Source organism: Dryocola clanedunensis, assembly GCF_038405435.1.
GTDB lineage: Bacteria > Pseudomonadota > Gammaproteobacteria > Enterobacterales > Enterobacteriaceae > Dryocola > Dryocola clanedunensis_A.
The window spans coordinates 760,163-774,405 of sequence record NZ_JBBYHZ010000001.1; the positions used below are offsets into that span (position 1 = coordinate 760,163).

Sequence of the window (14,243 nt, forward strand, 5' to 3'; positions counted from 1 at the left end):
TTTCCCAAATTACTTATGTTCGAGGTTACTGATATGCAACTCCCTCATTGCCCACAATGCAATTCCGAATACACCTATGAAGATAACGGTATGTATGTTTGCCCGGAATGTGCGCATGAATGGAACGACGCAGCGCCTGCGCAGGATGCGGACGAACTCATCGTGAAAGACGCAAACGGCAACCTGCTTGCCGACGGCGATAACGTCACCGTGGTCAAAGACCTTAAGGTGAAAGGCAGCTCTTCCATGCTGAAAATCGGCACCAAAGTGAAAGGCATTCGCCTGGTGGAAGGCGACCACAATATCGACTGCAAAATTGATGGTTTTGGCCCGATGAAGCTGAAATCTGAGTTTGTGAAGAAAAACTAAAGGTTTTCAATTTTGTAGGTGGATGGCGCTTCGCTTATCCACCCTGCGTAAATCACCGCCCCGCCTGGCTTGCCCCAAATCCGACAGCTACACTTCATAGGCCCCTGTTCCCCATTGAGGAAAGGCTTATGTCTGTCAGTCCCTATATCTTTTTCGACGGTACCTGTGAGGAAGCCATTGCTTTTTATCAGCAGGCGATGGGTGCCGAACTGCTTTTTAAAATGACCTTCGGCGAAATGCCGAAAGATGGCGAAACCGCAGAAGCAGAAGGCTGCGCCAGCGGATTCAACTGGCCGGATGATAAAATCATGCATGCCAGCGTGCGTATTGGTGACGGTGAAGTGATGATGAGCGACGGGAATATGTGTGCTGATAAAGTCAAACACACGGGATATTCCCTCAGCCTTTCGTCAAAAGATCTCGCGGAAGGAGAGCGCTGGTTTAATAATCTTGCGGCGGGCGGCGACGTCACCATGCCGTGGGGAGAAACCTTCTGGGCAAAAGGATTTGGCATGTTAACGGATAAATACGGCATTCCCTGGATGGTGAATGTCGAGAAGCCGATGTAACTCTTTTACCCGTGGAATAATTAAGGCTTGCTGCGGCAAGCCTTAAGTTTTTCATTCATAAACAAACGTGACGCCGACAACCGCCTGAACATTCCCTGCCGAACCCTGACCGCCCGTTTTCATGTAAGAAGCTTTTAACCCCAAAGATTTGTACGCGCCTGCCACAGTCCCCAGAGAAACGGTCCGATTCGTCGGGATAGCGCCGCTGCTGTCGGCTATCTGTATGCCAATCCCCTGCGCTGCATTTTTTGACGCGACGTTTTTGAAAACGGTGCGCTGAGAATCGACTGTCGTTCCTGACAAATAGTAAGAAAGCTTCTGGCGCATGCCACACTTTACGGATAAAGGGATCGCTGAATCACCGGGATAATCGGGCAGCATCACATTCACGTTACGCGAATTCACCTCGCAGCCGCCAGTCGGGACGACCACCTGTTTTTTTGTATGCAGCCGCCAGGTAAAGATGAGATTTTCAACACCAGTACCATCTGATTCAGTTCCCAGCTGTTTTAATACAAATGTCGCAAAATAGGCGCCTGCCTGGAGAGTGACGCCACCCGCTACGGAGATGGGGGTCAGATAAAGTTTTACATCCCAGCGTTGGGTTGCATTCGCTCTGCCAACAAACGCCCGGGTTCTTGTTGGCGAATTGAGCGGGAAGTCATAGCGTTCGCCAAAATATTCCAGGTAGCCTTTATAATTATTTAAGGCCCCACCATAGGCCGATCCCGAGGTTAAACTGACATAGTCCAGTCGATAATCCGGCAGCTGATTGATACAAGTAATGCTTTGGCCAAGATCAACCACTAACACTTTGCCTCCGGCAGTGCTGGGAACAACATCGACGTAGATATCTACCGTAGCGTTACCGGCCGTGTATTCATAAAACTTACCCGAGGCCCAGCAGCCAAACGCCCAGCCGTTCGCCGAAAAACCCAGTAAACACGGCAATAATACAAACAGCTGAACCAGGGTTTTAGCACCCTGGGGGAATTTCTTCGGACAGCTTTTCATTGATAATCTTCCCTGACCGTCAAGAATAGGTATAAGTGATACTTATCACTGACTGAATGGTTCCCTGAACTGCGCCTCCGCTTACAGAAACAGCACGGACCCAGAGCGGAAAAACAGCCGCTTTGGTAGTGGTATTTACCGCAACCTGTTTAGAGGAGCCGTTATTTAGGTTAATACTTTTTTCGTCTTGTATTTGCAGCTGAATATTCCCGGCGCTCCCCTGGTTTTTATAATAACCGGTAGCATCTGCCGTGCCGCTAAATGTTGCTTTAACGCTGCTGGTACCCGCCGGGCAGCTACTCAGATTCATCGTTACGGCAAACCATTTTGACGCGGAACCTGCGCGGGTATAATCCGATGCCGGCAGATCCCCCATATTGATCGTTGCGTTCTTTGTCGACACGACGCAGGGCATTGAGACTATTCGCCCGGAAACCGTGATAGTGGAATCTGCAGCCTGTGCCGCTGGTAAGCCTGCAAACAGTAGCCCGGTCATTAATCCAGATATGACTTTAAACATAGAAACTCCTTTTTCTATTGAAACTCTAGTATGAAATTAGCGGATGAACTGACGTGGCCCGCGGTGACGGGAATCTTTATGGCCATCAATTGCGCATAAAAAATTAAAGCGTTCTTTTTTCCCGGTTCGAGGGTCTGCCAGTTCAGCGTGGCTGATGCTGCATTCAACGGAATCACTTCCTTACTGCTATTTAGAAGCTGTATTCCAACGCCTGACGCATTTCCCCGGATCGGATCCAGCTTGAGCAAGCCCGGCGCGTTAATATCCGATACGCCGGTAAAACTTACTTTCACCGCCGTTGCAAAACCGCCGCATGAATCAAGAATGATGCTGAAGGGCATCATCGAGCCCTTATTTCCTTTCGCCCTGAACTGCTTCGTCATGCTCTCCTGTAGATTGACCGTCAAATCTTTTGAATCGCCCGAAACGGTGCAGGTGTTGCTTTTTAACGAGCCGGTAATTGATATCGAGCTGTCCGCAGCAAAACCAGCGTGAGGCAGCAGTGCGATAAGCAATAACAAACGTTTTGCCATCATCATAAGTCCCTTATTTGCAGATGAACGATGCTTCACTCAGCGCCTGCGTGATGCTCTCAGCAGGGAGCTGATAGGAGGCCGTACACTGCTTATCCGCGTCTTCCCCCCATTTCGCCAGCAACTTGCCCGATAATGGCAGCCCGGTGAGATAGACCTGACCGTTATCTGCCACAATGCTGCCTGACTCACTGTCCCCTGTGGTGACGATTGTCCCAAAGGGCAAAGGCTTACCTTTATAAGTCAGCGTGAGCACGGCCTTCATGCCTACGTGAGAACGAAAGTTTGCCCGCACTATTGCGCCCCGGGTAGGAACGGCGCTTGCCACGGTATCCTCCAGGTCGACGTTATCCGCAAGAGTATTGGCATCCAGCGCAATACGGTTCTCTCTGTACTCCGTGGCGTAGGGCAATACGGCGTAGCCTCGCCAGTCGGTCGTCACGCCCGTCTGGTTTTCCACCTTTACATTGTCAGCGCCAGGGGCCTGAATGAGGATAACGGTGTCGTTCAGCGGCTGACTGAAGGTCACGCCGTTTTCATGCGCCAGGATCCCCCCGCTCACCCCAAAGTAGGTCTGGTTGTAGGTCCTGCTGCGGCTAAAGCCGACGTTTGCATTGCCATAGGTTCCGTTATAGTCGAGTGCCGCAAAGCCGGTGTCACCAGAGTTCCCGGTGCCTCCTTTGGTATAGCCCGTCTGTACGCTGTAGCTCAGATTATTGTCCGCCAACAGCGTGCCGTAGAGCCCCACCAGGTTTGTCATTTGCCCATTGAGGTCATCCGTCATGTTGTAATTTACGCTGGCGTTCTTCCAGACTGATTTATTGTCTGAGCGTAGCCAGTGGCTAAACGGAATGCTCACATTGAGCGATACCAGCTGGTTCCGCTCCTGAAACCAGGCCGATTTGGTCATGCTGTAACTGGCCATCCAGTTAATATCATCCACCGCAAAATTAACGCCGGCCTGAATCTGCCGATCCAAATTGTCGGTGCCCCAGTAGCTCTGACGATTTCCATTCAGGTACAGTGTTATCTGGCTGCTCACCTGCTGGGTCACGCTTGCCTGGATCTGTCCACGGCGGTTATAGGCAAGGTTGTAGTAGTCGGTAAAGACGGGCTCAACATTGATGGTGCCGTCCTGTCCCTCGACGCTGTAACCCTTCATTTTACGGTAGGCCGTATCCGCCAGGTTGAAATAGCCACTGGTGGAATAGCGGTAGCCTATCAGCTGAAAGTTGGTACCCAGATCGCTCAGCGATTTGTTGTACAGAAAACGCATCGACTGGCCCTGGTGGTCACTGTCATCCGGCAGCCGGGCATTCGCCTGGGTAACATCCAGCGACAGGGCACCCAGGACACCCATATTTTTCCCGATGCCAAGGTTGTAGGCCCGGTATTTGTCCGCCAGCTGAGCGCCACCGTAAAGGGTCCAGCCTGCCCCCATACCGCGCATGACGGTACTTTGCAGAAAGCCCGGCGTATCCTGTTCGTTGCTGCCGCTGCGATACTCGCCAAGGGTCAAAGCGTATCGGGTATACCCTTCACGCTGTAAAACCGGTACCGAAGAGAAAGGCACGCTAAAGGCCTGAGTACTCCCGTCCGCTTCCTTAATCGTAACGTTCAGATCGCCACCGCTCCCCGTCGCATACAGATCGTTGATGGTAAAGGGACCTGGCGGAACCGTCGTCTGGTAGATCTCGTAACCATTTTGCCGAATAGAGACCTGGGCCGTACCCCGGGCAATGCCATGTACCACCGGGGCAAAGCCTCTCAGGCTGTCTGGCAACATATTGTCGTCAGAGGCCAGCTGTAAGCCGCGAAAATTTACGCCGGTGAAGATGTCGGTGGGGGTATAGCTGTCACCTAACGTCAGTCGCGAATTAATAGAAGTAAAGTTTCGTTCAAGCCAGCTATTAACGTGCTGCCACGAGCTGCGGCTCTCGGTCGAGCCGCCGGAGCTGTAGCTCCAGGTCGAGTTATCTCTCAGTCGCCATGGGCCATAATTCAGACCGCTTTGAAGGTTGAGCCAGGCAGAATTGCTGTCTTCGCCGCTTTGATTGCGTGAGCTATTACCCGTCATGGTGTAATTCACACGCGCTGCGGTAATCCCGTTATCCCACCGCTCCGGGGGGATAAATCCCCTGGCGTGGTTGCCCATATAGGCCTGCGGTATGGTAATTGACAGGCGCTGTTCGCCCACGTCGAAAAGCGTGGTTGCGGCAGGGATCAGCGTCATCAGCGACACGCAGACATCGTCGGCCACGGAGTCCGCGCCTTTAAGCGCAAAAATATTTACGCCTAACGCGCTGAGCTGGCTTTTTGTCAGACAGGGAACGAGCCCCTGAACGCCCTCATCGGCCTGAAAGGAGACATCCCTGGTCGTTCTGAACCCATCATTCAAATAAATATCAACGCGATAGATACCAGGGGGAACTTCCTGCCCCTGGGAGAAACCTGATAAATCGGCGACCTCAGAAGGATCCTGCGACAAAAAGCGTGGGTTAAAAAACACTTCTGCCATTGCCGTAGAAGCCTGCATGACGGAGAGCACCGTTAAGACCGTCAATGTAAGCTGGCCGCCAGCCAGTTTCGGACAAAAAAAGGTATTTCTGGGACTAAAAGAGCCCGCTCCATGGTTTAAATCTGACATATTTCCCTCCGGTTCGATTCACTTCGCCCGGTTGTCTTTTTGCGGTTCTTCAGACAAGTGTTGACGCGGTCGTCAACGCTGCACTCCTATTGCATAATGGCTTTCAATTTTGGCGTCAGCGCCCCGTAGTCATTAATCGTTTTGTATGAGATATCGCGTCCGGCATTCGCAGGCAGAGTTACGGTAATTTCCCCCATCGGCGGCACTAACGTCCCTTCCAGTTCCGTATTGCCGACATACAGTTCCGTAACCGTCAGGAAATAGGGCGTGGGATTGATAAGGGATAATTGCCCTGCGGCACGCTTGAAACGTAATTTTTCGGCAGCCTGATCCGGCGGCAGAGAAAGATTAACCGGTCGGTAGAGCAGTTTAATCCGGCTGATAATTGCCAGCTGCAGCGTATTCTTATTTTCGCTTGCTTTATCCATGCCGGGTATTGCCTTAACGTTAATCCAGAAGAGGCTTTCCCGATCCTGCGGCAGCTGTTTATTTGATACATTAACGATGCGTAAGGTATTTTCCTTTTTGCCTTTCATAGCAACCAGCGGTGGCGTAATAAGGAACCGCCCATCTTTTTTATCGTCCGCATTTTCTATCCATGACTGAATAAGAAACGTGCTCATTTCGTCATTGTTGGTCACCGGCAATTTGACCTGCTTTTGATCGGCCGGATAGATAACGCGAGTGGCTCCCAGAGCAACGCTTGCCTGTGCCTGGGAAACACAGCCGATGCTCAGTGCCATTAATATCATCACCGGGAAAGAAGCCAGCCATTCCATTGTCTTGTTCATTTTTCCTTAAATTCCTTCTGTTATCCATTTATTGATACGTCAATAAAAACATAGCCTGTGCATGTGCTAATCCGTCTGTCACAGGTAGCCGAGTGGATCGATATTTACTCACGAAGTGTAACTTCACCGCTCCGGCACCGGGTTTTGTCCCGTTTCGAGGCTCACTATTCAGTGGAATAAGTTGCCCCCGTTCGTTATATAGCGCTACGCCCACGCCCTGCGCGGCATCGTGCCCAGCATTAATAGAAAGGAGATCCGGATTATTAGCATTAGCTATTCCCCGAAAGCCCACGCTGACACGCTGGCTGACCTCGGAGCTACACTCTTCAAGATAAATATCGAAAGGCGTCGGGTTAACATCCTCACCTAAAGTATGAAACTGGCTGTGGATTACCAGCCCAAGAGGAATAACCAACTGGCCGTTCTGAGAGACGACGCGGCAGGTTTCGGCAATAACCTCTCCCTGAAAGGACATCACTCCGCCGGAGAGCGTGTCACCGCTGTAGCTGCCTGCCAGCACACACGCTGATGCCAGCACCAATGACAGACCCGATATTATCCTTAACATCATGTCCTGCTCATCCTAATCAGTTTCATTAAACGGGCCATCCTGGCCCTTAACGCGTCCCTGCACTGCTGAAACTTTTACTGATACTGAACTTTAAACGTTGCGTCTGCGTTTGCAGTACCTGCCGTTGCGGCACCGGTGGCGTAATAGCGCGCCTGGAATGGCAGGATACTGGTCCCATCATTCAGGGTGACTGGATTACTGAAGGTCGCGCCATCCAGCTTCAGCGCCACGCCCTGGCCGTCAAGAATCTGAACGCCTACGTTGCCTGCGCTACCAGCAGCGGAAGACTGCAGAGCCAGAACCGTATCGTATGCGCTACTAACGGCTACGCCGGTGAAGGCTACGGCAGCTTTAGTCGAAACGGTGGTATCACAATCATTGAGCTGGATTTTGAACCCAACGGCAGAGCTGTTGCTGCCCGCTGTCGCCAGTCTGGCTGAACGTACCTGACCAAGCTGAATAGTTTGATCGGCAGAACCGGCATCTATTGCGCAGGCAGCATTTACCACTTCGCCTTTAAAATGGATTGCTCCACCGTTAACGGTCGTAGTATATGCATTTGATGCCAGAGAGAATAAAGAAAGTGAAGAGACTAATGACAGTGCTAATACATTGATTTTCATATTTTTCCTAAACATGTTTATTTTACAAATCCGACGGGCCAGCCCCGGAGAGCTATCCCGACATCCTGTTTTCGGCTAAATGATTTAGCCGTCGGTTCTGCAAATTTGGCACCGCAAAGATGAGTCAATTGGGGCCATTTTGACTCCTTGTTATAATCTGCTTAAATTGTTTATAATTATGAATATAATTAGAATATAAAGCTATACATGCGAATATTTATAGTTTTATATTCTATAATGGGAAAATGTAAGCTTCTTTATTATCACCAGGACAAATTTAAGCAGGCGTATAAAAATCGTGTCGTGAATGTATTATTTAGGGGGGAAGTTCAAGAATGCTATATAAAATCAAAAGGATAAAAAATACAGTACGATTAATAACGTCTTGCTATTGCTTTAAATAGCCATTTAATTTTAAAGTATGGTCAGTTTGGCCCCAATTGACCAGTTCGACTCCTTAGGCTTCACCTATTAAATCAATTGGTTTTCCTCTTCTCTTTGCTTGAATATTTTTCATGGAGACTTTGTCTTTCCCATAACCCGGCAAAACGGGCTGCGTTACTTGCGGTGTAACGTACCGTATGCCGGATATTGCGGTGGCCTAAATAATCCTGAATTAAACGGGTATCGGTTCCTCTTTCTGCCAGTTCATAGCCACAGGCATGACGAAGCATATGGGGATGCGTTTTGGTCACCGTACCGGCGAGTTCACCGGCGACGCGGATGATTCGATAAGCCTGCTGCCGTGAAAGACGGGTGCCGCGTTGTGAGATAAAAATAGCATCGGTGGACGCTGATGATTTCCAGTGCGCCCTGGCCGTGCTCCAGCTGTTGATTGCGTCACACTCATCTGGCATCAGGGGATGGACGGTTGAAAAGCCATTTTTAAGCCTGCGAATATTAATTCGGCCCTCATTCAGATCTAAATCACGATAATGAAGGTCAAGCAGTTCGCTTATTCGCATACCATGGCGAAAGGCTAATAAAATGAGACAATAATCACGCTCTCCCGTTAGCCTATTACGAACGGCAGTCATCATATCCTGAACTTCCTTACCGGTTAAAAATCGACGCCTTGACATAATATTAGCTCCTGATTAATTACATTGATTAACACTTCAACATAATCATAGCAGCAGTAATGACTCGTCGGTTGCTACAGCGTCATATTTCCAGAAAAGACCCGCATCCTTTAGCGCTTCCTCAGATAAAATAAGAACTTTCTCTTCAACAATAATATTTGATCAATTATAAAATTTTAATTTTGCCGGGCCGGGGGAATGCATTATTTTGACGTGACATAAGGTTTGCAGAAAGGCGAAAGAGGATGCTTAGCCTCTCCTGGCCGGGGCAAGGAGAGGGAGTGGTTTTAACGAAATAAAGCGTACTGGTTCCGCTCCTGCTGGTTATCCCAGATGCCATAAAAACGCCCCGCATTACTGGCAGTATACCAGACGGTATGACGAATGTTCCGGTGCCCCAGATAGTCCTGGATTAGCCGCGTGTCGATTCCCATGTTGGCCAGCGCGTAACCGCAGGAGTGCCTTAGCATATGGGGATGCGTCACAAGAGGGATTCCCGCAGCCTCACCACAAGAAACGATGATCTGATAGAACTGCTGCCGGGAGACAGGATTCCCCTTGCGGGATAAAAATAACCATTCGCTGCCCGACTGAGGATAATTAGCACGAACCGCGAGCCAGTTTTTTAGCGCCTGGATCTCCTTTTCCAGTAAAGGATGAGTTGTTGAAAACCCATTTTTAAGTCGCCGAATGTAAATGCACTTTGATTCGAGATCGATATCCGAAAGCTGTAATCTACAAATCTCACTCGCGCGCAAACCATGAATAAAGCAAGTCAGTACCAGGCTATAATTGCGGATTGCATGATCGCCCTTTTGCGTGGCGGCGAGTAAAGCTCCAATTTCAGTCTGATTCAGATAGCTCCGTTTTCTGACACAATAATTCTTATCCAAAACATTATCTCAATGTAATTTCGCGATTAGAAACACTCAGAAACAGCAAACACTTTCTGTAATATCTGCCAGACCCTTAAAGGGATAAAATATAAATTCCCGCCTTTCTGAACCTCAATAAAAATCATTGCTTTTCAGTAATGAATATAAAACTTACCAACCAGATCCTTAACATTATCTCGTCAATATTTTACATGTGAACTTTGTGAATAATTATCTTTTACAATTAGCCGCCGTCGTTTTTTAACAAAATTATGACTTATTCATAGGATTAATCTCAAAATAAAACTCAAGCAGACTACTTCATATGAATAACGATGCAAAGCAAAAAAAAGCGGAAAAAGATGAATAAAAAGAATGCTATCCATGAATAATGGCTATAGCATTCATCGAAATTATATTTGTCAAAGTAAAAGCGCCTGAACTTATAATTCAGAACCGCTCTGCCAGTCACCATACTCTACCGCGATACCGCCCATTCTCGCGGCACCTCGCCAGCATGCAGCAAGTAACTTTGCAGTGAGGCGGGCAGATATCTCCCGTTAAGCCACTCTCCCCCCTGCGCCGACTGCCAGGGCACGGGCACCCCGGACCTGTAGCGGTCTACCGCCGAATAATGGATCATCATTGACGAAGACAGCGGCGCGGGCAGCCTTCTTGGGGATATTCGCTGCCAGGTCGTTGGCGGATACCACTCGCAGTGCAGACGCCCCAGGGGATCGGCTTTCACCTCGCTGGGCGCAAGATGCATCCCCAAATCGTCCAGCGCGTCATGCATCCACAGATACGCCCCGTTCGACAGCCCGCACTCGTCTTCGCAGCAGCTGTAGCCTCCTCCCACGTCCTGGTGAATGCCGGGGAAAAGCACCTGCACGATGCGGTCCCGGTTGTCCCAGACGGCAGGAGTAAAATCGACGCGCTGTTCGTCGATGGCAATCGCCTGCAATCCGTATTTAACGCGGGCGTGCAGCACGTTGTCCGTAAAGCGAAAAACGTCCATCCGCTTATCGTTAAGGTATTTTGGGATCCCCAGATGCCCCACCGTTTCCCACACCGCCACGGCTTCCACCGGCACGCTGGACGTCATGCAGAGCGGGTCAACGCTGTCGCAGAAGAAAGCAGGGAAATCCCGCAGCACCGCGCCCAGCAGATTACTGCTCACACCCGGTGTATGCGCGCGGTGCAGCGCCCAGACGGACGCCGCCATCCGCCAGGCCTCTTCTTTGTGGCGCTCATCAAGATGCAGCCTGTCCCGGTTGAGCAGCCCGCGGTCAATAATCATATTCGCCAGCGCGCGGGCCGTGTAAGCGCCGCGGCTGAAGCCAACCAGATAGATGCGGTCCCCCGGCTCCCAGTGGCGGCTCAGAAAGGTATATCCCCGAATAATCGGTGCGATCATACCGGCGCCGAAAGTGCCGCCGAGCAGCTTTACGAAGCTGTTGTGCGGATCCCCCGCGCCGTGAATGTACTTCGCGACCTGCGCCACCTGCCCGCTGCCGTCCAGCCAGAATTTCTCCTGTTCGTTAGCCAGCAGCAGGCTCTGCTTATCCCCCACCCCTTTCATATCAACGAACAGCTGATAGACATTGCTGACCACCAGCTCATCGTCCGGAAGCTCATCGACGCCGGGTGGGCTCCATGTGCCGTCGGCACAGAAAATTATATTTTTCCCCATGTGTGTTCCTCGCCCAGAAGGAATCCTTTAAGAAAAGGCAAAAACGCCCCGTCCCGCAATACGACAAATAGCTGATTAGGCTGATGACTTCTGGCTGGCCGTCGGCGCCCTCCTCACTCTTCATCTTTTAGAAACCAATACTTAACAAAAGCGTCACATTTCATCGGCACCATGGGGCAACTTTTATGGAGGCCGCCAATGCAAACAATTATTCGCGTCAACAAGCTGAGCAAAACCTTCAACCACCACCAGGCGCTGAACGCGGTGGATTTGCAGGTCTGCGAAGGTGAGATGGTGGCGCTGCTGGGGCCTTCCGGCTCGGGTAAATCGACGCTGTTACGCCACCTGAGCGGGCTGATAACGTCTGACAGAACCGCAGAATGCCACGTCGAGCTGCTTGGCCGCACCGTGCAAAAGGCAGGCCGCCTGGCGAGCGATATCCGCAAAAGCCGCGCTCACACCGGCTACATCTTCCAGCAGTTCAACCTCGTTAACCGCCTGACGGTGCTGGAAAACGTGCTGATTGGCGCGCTGGGCTCTACCCCCTTCTGGCGCACCTGCCTGAAATTATTCACCCGGGAACAAAAGCAACGAGCTTTGCAGGCGCTGACCCGCGTCGGCATGGCGCAGTTGGCTTATCAGCGAGTCTCCACCCTGTCCGGTGGGCAGCAGCAGCGCGTGGCGATAGCCCGCGCGCTGATGCAGCAGGCAAAAGTCATTCTCGCCGACGAGCCAATCGCCTCTCTCGACCCGGAATCCGCCCGCATCGTTATGGAAACGCTGCACGACATTAACCGCCTGGACGGCATTACCGTGGTGGTGACGCTGCATCAGGTGGATTACGCCCTGCGCTATTGCGAACGCATAGTCGCGCTGCGCCAGGGGCACGTGTTTTACGACGGAAGCAGCTCGGCGTTCGACAGCGAACGGCTGGGGAATCTCTACCGCAGCATCGCCCGCGTTGACGCGGTAGCTGCCTGATATTTTCATCTACCTTAAGGAATGGTCATGAGCTACAAAAAAGTTGCCGCCCTCGCTTTTACCAGCCTGCTGAGCGTCAGCACCCTGTTTGCCCCGGCCCATGCGGATGAACAGGAAAAATCGATTAACTTCGGCATTATCTCCACCGAATCCCAGCAAAACCTCAAGCCGCAGTGGGAGCCGTTCCTGAAGGATATGTCAGCGAAACTAGGGATGAAGGTGAACGCTTTCTTCGCCCCGGACTACGCGGGGATCATCCAGGGCATGCGCTTTAACAAAGTGGACATCGCCTGGTACGGCAACCTTTCCGCGATGGAAGCAGTGGACAGGGCAAACGGCCAGGTCTTCGCCCAGACCGTTGCAGCGGACGGATCGCCGGGCTACTGGAGCGTGCTGATCGTTAATAAAGACAGTCCGATCAACAACCTTCAGGATCTGCTGGCCAAACGCAAGGATCTGACCTTCGGCAACGGCGATCCGAACTCTACCTCTGGCTACCTCGTCCCCGGCTACTACGTCTTCGCGAAAAATAACGTCACCGTGAACGAGTTTAAGCGCTCGGTGAATGCCAGCCATGAGACCAACGCGCTGGCCGTCGCCAACGGGCAGGTGGACGTGGCGACCAACAACACCGAAAACCTCGACAAGCTGAAGACCTCCGCGCCCGACAAGCTCAAAGCGCTGAAGGTGATCTGGAAGTCGCCGCTGATCCCGGGCGACCCTATCGTGTGGCGTAAAAACCTCTCCGAAGCCACGAAGGACAAAATCTACGACTTCTTTATGAGCTACGGCAAAACCCCGGAAGAGAAAGACGTGCTGACCCGCCTGGGCTGGGCGCCATTCCGCGCCTCAAGCGACCTGCAGCTGGTGCCGATTCGCCAGCTGGCGCTGTTCAAGCAGATGCAGGGCGTGAAGGACAACAAGGGGCTGGACGACAAAGAGAAGGTCAGCAAGGTCAGCGAGCTGCAAAACCAGCTTAACGATCTGGATCGCCTGACCGCGGCCCTGACGGCGATGACCGGCGTGAATAAAGCGGTGCAGTGATTTTTTGGTAGATGACGCAGCGCTTATCCACCCGCTGCAGGTCGGATAAGCGTTAGCGTCATCCGACAAAAAGCGACACTTTTACGGAGTCACCATGCAACAAACTATCCAAATCGCCGCCCCGAAGCGCAGCTGGTTTTCGCTGTTAAGCTGGGGGATTTTGCTGGCGGTGCTCGCCGTCTCCTGGCAGGGCGCGGAAATGGCGCCGCTCAACCTGTTCCGCGACGCGGGCAATATGGCGACCTTCGCCGCCGACTTTTTCCCGCCTGACTTCAGCGACTGGCGCGTCTACCTGGGCGAAATGGGCATCACCCTGCAAATCGCCGTCTGGGGCACCGCCCTGTCCATCGTACTGTCCATTCCCTGCGGCCTGATGTGCGCCGACAACCTCGTGCCGTGGTGGGTTTACCAGCCGATGCGCCGCCTGATGGACGCATGCCGCGCCATCAACGAAATGGTCTTTGCGATGCTGTTCGTGGTCGCCGTTGGCCTGGGGCCGTTCGCTGGCGTGCTGGCCCTGTTCATCCACACCACCGGCGTGCTCTCGAAGTTACTTTCTGAAGCCGTTGAAGCTATCGAGCCCGGCCCGGTTGAAGGCATTCGCGCCACCGGAGCGAACAAGCTGGAAGAGATCCTTTACGGCGTCCTGCCCCAGGTGATGCCGCTGCTGATCTCCTACTCCCTCTACCGCTTCGAGTCGAACGTCCGTTCGGCAACCGTGGTCGGCATGGTGGGCGCGGGCGGCATCGGCGTGACGCTGTGGGAGGCGATTCGCGGCTTCCAGTTCCAGCAAACCTGCGCGCTGATGATCGTCATCATCATCACCGTCAGCCTGCTGGATTTCATGTCCCAGCGTCTGCGTAAGCATTTCATTTGAGGGGACGAAGGATGCCGTGGATGACGAAAACGGATAGCTGTAGGTCGGGTAAGC

At 52.0% G+C, this 14,243-nt stretch carries 15 protein-coding genes; 5 read left to right on the top strand and 10 right to left on the bottom strand.

The window, feature by feature from the left end; genetic code table 11:
* The first annotated feature begins 33 nt into the window (after positions 1 to 33).
* Together AAE045_RS03520 and yjdN are read left to right on the top strand one after the other, a co-directional pair.
* Positions 34 to 369 (top strand): zinc ribbon domain-containing protein YjdM, encoded by a 336-nt coding sequence (locus AAE045_RS03520; RefSeq protein WP_271130076.1) that lies wholly within the window; start codon positions 34 to 36, stop codon positions 367 to 369.
* Positions 370 to 497: 128 nt separating this feature from the next.
* Complete coding sequence (gene yjdN, locus AAE045_RS03525) at positions 498 to 938, top strand: VOC family metalloprotein YjdN (protein ID WP_455546480.1); 441 nt, start codon at positions 498 to 500, stop codon at positions 936 to 938.
* Positions 939 to 989: 51 nt separating this feature from the next.
* On the opposite strand, the gene AAE045_RS03530 is transcribed toward yjdN, so the two are convergent.
* From AAE045_RS03530 to AAE045_RS03575, 10 genes are all read right to left on the bottom strand, one after another.
* Complete coding sequence (locus AAE045_RS03530; protein WP_455546481.1) at positions 990 to 1,952, bottom strand: fimbrial protein; 963 nt, start codon at positions 1,950 to 1,952, stop codon at positions 990 to 992.
* 19 nt (positions 1,953 to 1,971) lie between these two features.
* Positions 1,972 to 2,472 (bottom strand): type 1 fimbrial minor subunit FimG, encoded by a 501-nt coding sequence (gene fimG / locus AAE045_RS03535; RefSeq protein WP_455546482.1) that lies wholly within the window; start codon positions 2,470 to 2,472, stop codon positions 1,972 to 1,974.
* A gap of 14 nt (positions 2,473 to 2,486) precedes the next feature.
* Positions 2,487 to 3,008, bottom strand: coding sequence for a type 1 fimbrial adaptor subunit FimF (gene fimF, locus AAE045_RS03540; RefSeq protein ID WP_455546483.1), 522 nt, complete (start codon positions 3,006 to 3,008; stop codon positions 2,487 to 2,489).
* Between the two features lie 10 nt (positions 3,009 to 3,018).
* Positions 3,019 to 5,652 (bottom strand): fimbrial biogenesis usher protein, encoded by a 2,634-nt coding sequence (locus tag AAE045_RS03545; protein WP_455546484.1) that lies wholly within the window; start codon positions 5,650 to 5,652, stop codon positions 3,019 to 3,021.
* An 86-nt stretch (positions 5,653 to 5,738) separates the two neighbouring features.
* Positions 5,739 to 6,443: a fimbrial biogenesis chaperone gene (locus AAE045_RS03550; protein ID WP_455546485.1), complete on the bottom strand. Its 705-nt coding sequence runs from the start codon at positions 6,441 to 6,443 to the stop codon at positions 5,739 to 5,741.
* A gap of 28 nt (positions 6,444 to 6,471) precedes the next feature.
* Positions 6,472 to 7,014 (bottom strand): fimbrial protein, encoded by a 543-nt coding sequence (locus AAE045_RS03555; protein WP_455546486.1) that lies wholly within the window; start codon positions 7,012 to 7,014, stop codon positions 6,472 to 6,474.
* Positions 7,015 to 7,088: 74 nt separating this feature from the next.
* The gene (gene fimA, locus AAE045_RS03560) at positions 7,089 to 7,637 is read right to left on the bottom strand and encodes a type 1 fimbrial major subunit FimA (protein ID WP_455546487.1); all 549 of its coding nucleotides are present in this window, start codon (positions 7,635 to 7,637) and stop codon (positions 7,089 to 7,091) included.
* A gap of 476 nt (positions 7,638 to 8,113) precedes the next feature.
* Positions 8,114 to 8,719, bottom strand: coding sequence for a tyrosine-type DNA invertase (locus AAE045_RS03565; RefSeq protein ID WP_455546488.1), 606 nt, complete (start codon positions 8,717 to 8,719; stop codon positions 8,114 to 8,116).
* Positions 8,720 to 9,006: 287 nt separating this feature from the next.
* Positions 9,007 to 9,612 (bottom strand): tyrosine-type DNA invertase, encoded by a 606-nt coding sequence (locus AAE045_RS03570; RefSeq protein ID WP_455546489.1) that lies wholly within the window; start codon positions 9,610 to 9,612, stop codon positions 9,007 to 9,009.
* Positions 9,613 to 10,072: 460 nt separating this feature from the next.
* The gene (locus tag AAE045_RS03575; RefSeq protein ID WP_455546490.1) at positions 10,073 to 11,287 is read right to left on the bottom strand and encodes a phospholipase effector Tle1 domain-containing protein; all 1,215 of its coding nucleotides are present in this window, start codon (positions 11,285 to 11,287) and stop codon (positions 10,073 to 10,075) included.
* Positions 11,288 to 11,485: 198 nt separating this feature from the next.
* On the opposite strand from AAE045_RS03575, the gene phnC reads away from it, so the two are divergent.
* The 3 genes from phnC (at position 11,486) to phnE (ending at position 14,189) form a co-directional block, all read left to right on the top strand.
* Positions 11,486 to 12,268 carry a phosphonate ABC transporter ATP-binding protein gene (gene phnC, locus AAE045_RS03580; RefSeq protein WP_455546491.1) on the top strand — a complete coding sequence of 261 codons (783 nt, stop codon included), beginning with the start codon at positions 11,486 to 11,488 and terminating at the stop codon, positions 12,266 to 12,268.
* A 27-nt stretch (positions 12,269 to 12,295) separates the two neighbouring features.
* Complete coding sequence (gene phnD / locus AAE045_RS03585; RefSeq protein WP_455546492.1) at positions 12,296 to 13,312, top strand: phosphonate ABC transporter substrate-binding protein; 1,017 nt, start codon at positions 12,296 to 12,298, stop codon at positions 13,310 to 13,312.
* A gap of 94 nt (positions 13,313 to 13,406) precedes the next feature.
* Positions 13,407 to 14,189 carry a phosphonate ABC transporter, permease protein PhnE gene (phnE, locus tag AAE045_RS03590; protein ID WP_455546493.1) on the top strand — a complete coding sequence of 261 codons (783 nt, stop codon included), beginning with the start codon at positions 13,407 to 13,409 and terminating at the stop codon, positions 14,187 to 14,189.
* Positions 14,190 to 14,243: the final 54 nt, after the last annotated feature.

Excerpts from the sequence above, each read along its gene's own strand:
- AAE045_RS03520 (WP_271130076.1), top strand. The coding sequence starts at position 34 with ATGCAACTCCCTCATTGCCCACAATGCAATTCCGAATACACCTATGAA.
- yjdN (WP_455546480.1), top strand. The coding sequence starts at position 498 with ATGTCTGTCAGTCCCTATATCTTTTTCGACGGTACCTGTGAGGAAGCC.
- AAE045_RS03530 (WP_455546481.1), bottom strand. The coding sequence starts at position 1,952 with ATGAAAAGCTGTCCGAAGAAATTCCCCCAGGGTGCTAAAACCCTGGTT.
- fimG (WP_455546482.1), bottom strand. The coding sequence starts at position 2,472 with ATGTTTAAAGTCATATCTGGATTAATGACCGGGCTACTGTTTGCAGGC.
- fimF (WP_455546483.1), bottom strand. The coding sequence starts at position 3,008 with ATGATGGCAAAACGTTTGTTATTGCTTATCGCACTGCTGCCTCACGCT.
- AAE045_RS03545 (WP_455546484.1), bottom strand. The coding sequence starts at position 5,652 with ATGTCAGATTTAAACCATGGAGCGGGCTCTTTTAGTCCCAGAAATACC.
- AAE045_RS03550 (WP_455546485.1), bottom strand. The coding sequence starts at position 6,443 with ATGAACAAGACAATGGAATGGCTGGCTTCTTTCCCGGTGATGATATTA.
- AAE045_RS03555 (WP_455546486.1), bottom strand. The coding sequence starts at position 7,014 with ATGATGTTAAGGATAATATCGGGTCTGTCATTGGTGCTGGCATCAGCG.
- fimA (WP_455546487.1), bottom strand. The coding sequence starts at position 7,637 with ATGAAAATCAATGTATTAGCACTGTCATTAGTCTCTTCACTTTCTTTA.
- AAE045_RS03565 (WP_455546488.1), bottom strand. The coding sequence starts at position 8,719 with ATGTCAAGGCGTCGATTTTTAACCGGTAAGGAAGTTCAGGATATGATG.
- AAE045_RS03575 (WP_455546490.1), bottom strand. The coding sequence starts at position 11,287 with ATGGGGAAAAATATAATTTTCTGTGCCGACGGCACATGGAGCCCACCC.
- phnC (WP_455546491.1), top strand. The coding sequence starts at position 11,486 with ATGCAAACAATTATTCGCGTCAACAAGCTGAGCAAAACCTTCAACCAC.
- phnD (WP_455546492.1), top strand. The coding sequence starts at position 12,296 with ATGAGCTACAAAAAAGTTGCCGCCCTCGCTTTTACCAGCCTGCTGAGC.
- phnE (WP_455546493.1), top strand. The coding sequence starts at position 13,407 with ATGCAACAAACTATCCAAATCGCCGCCCCGAAGCGCAGCTGGTTTTCG.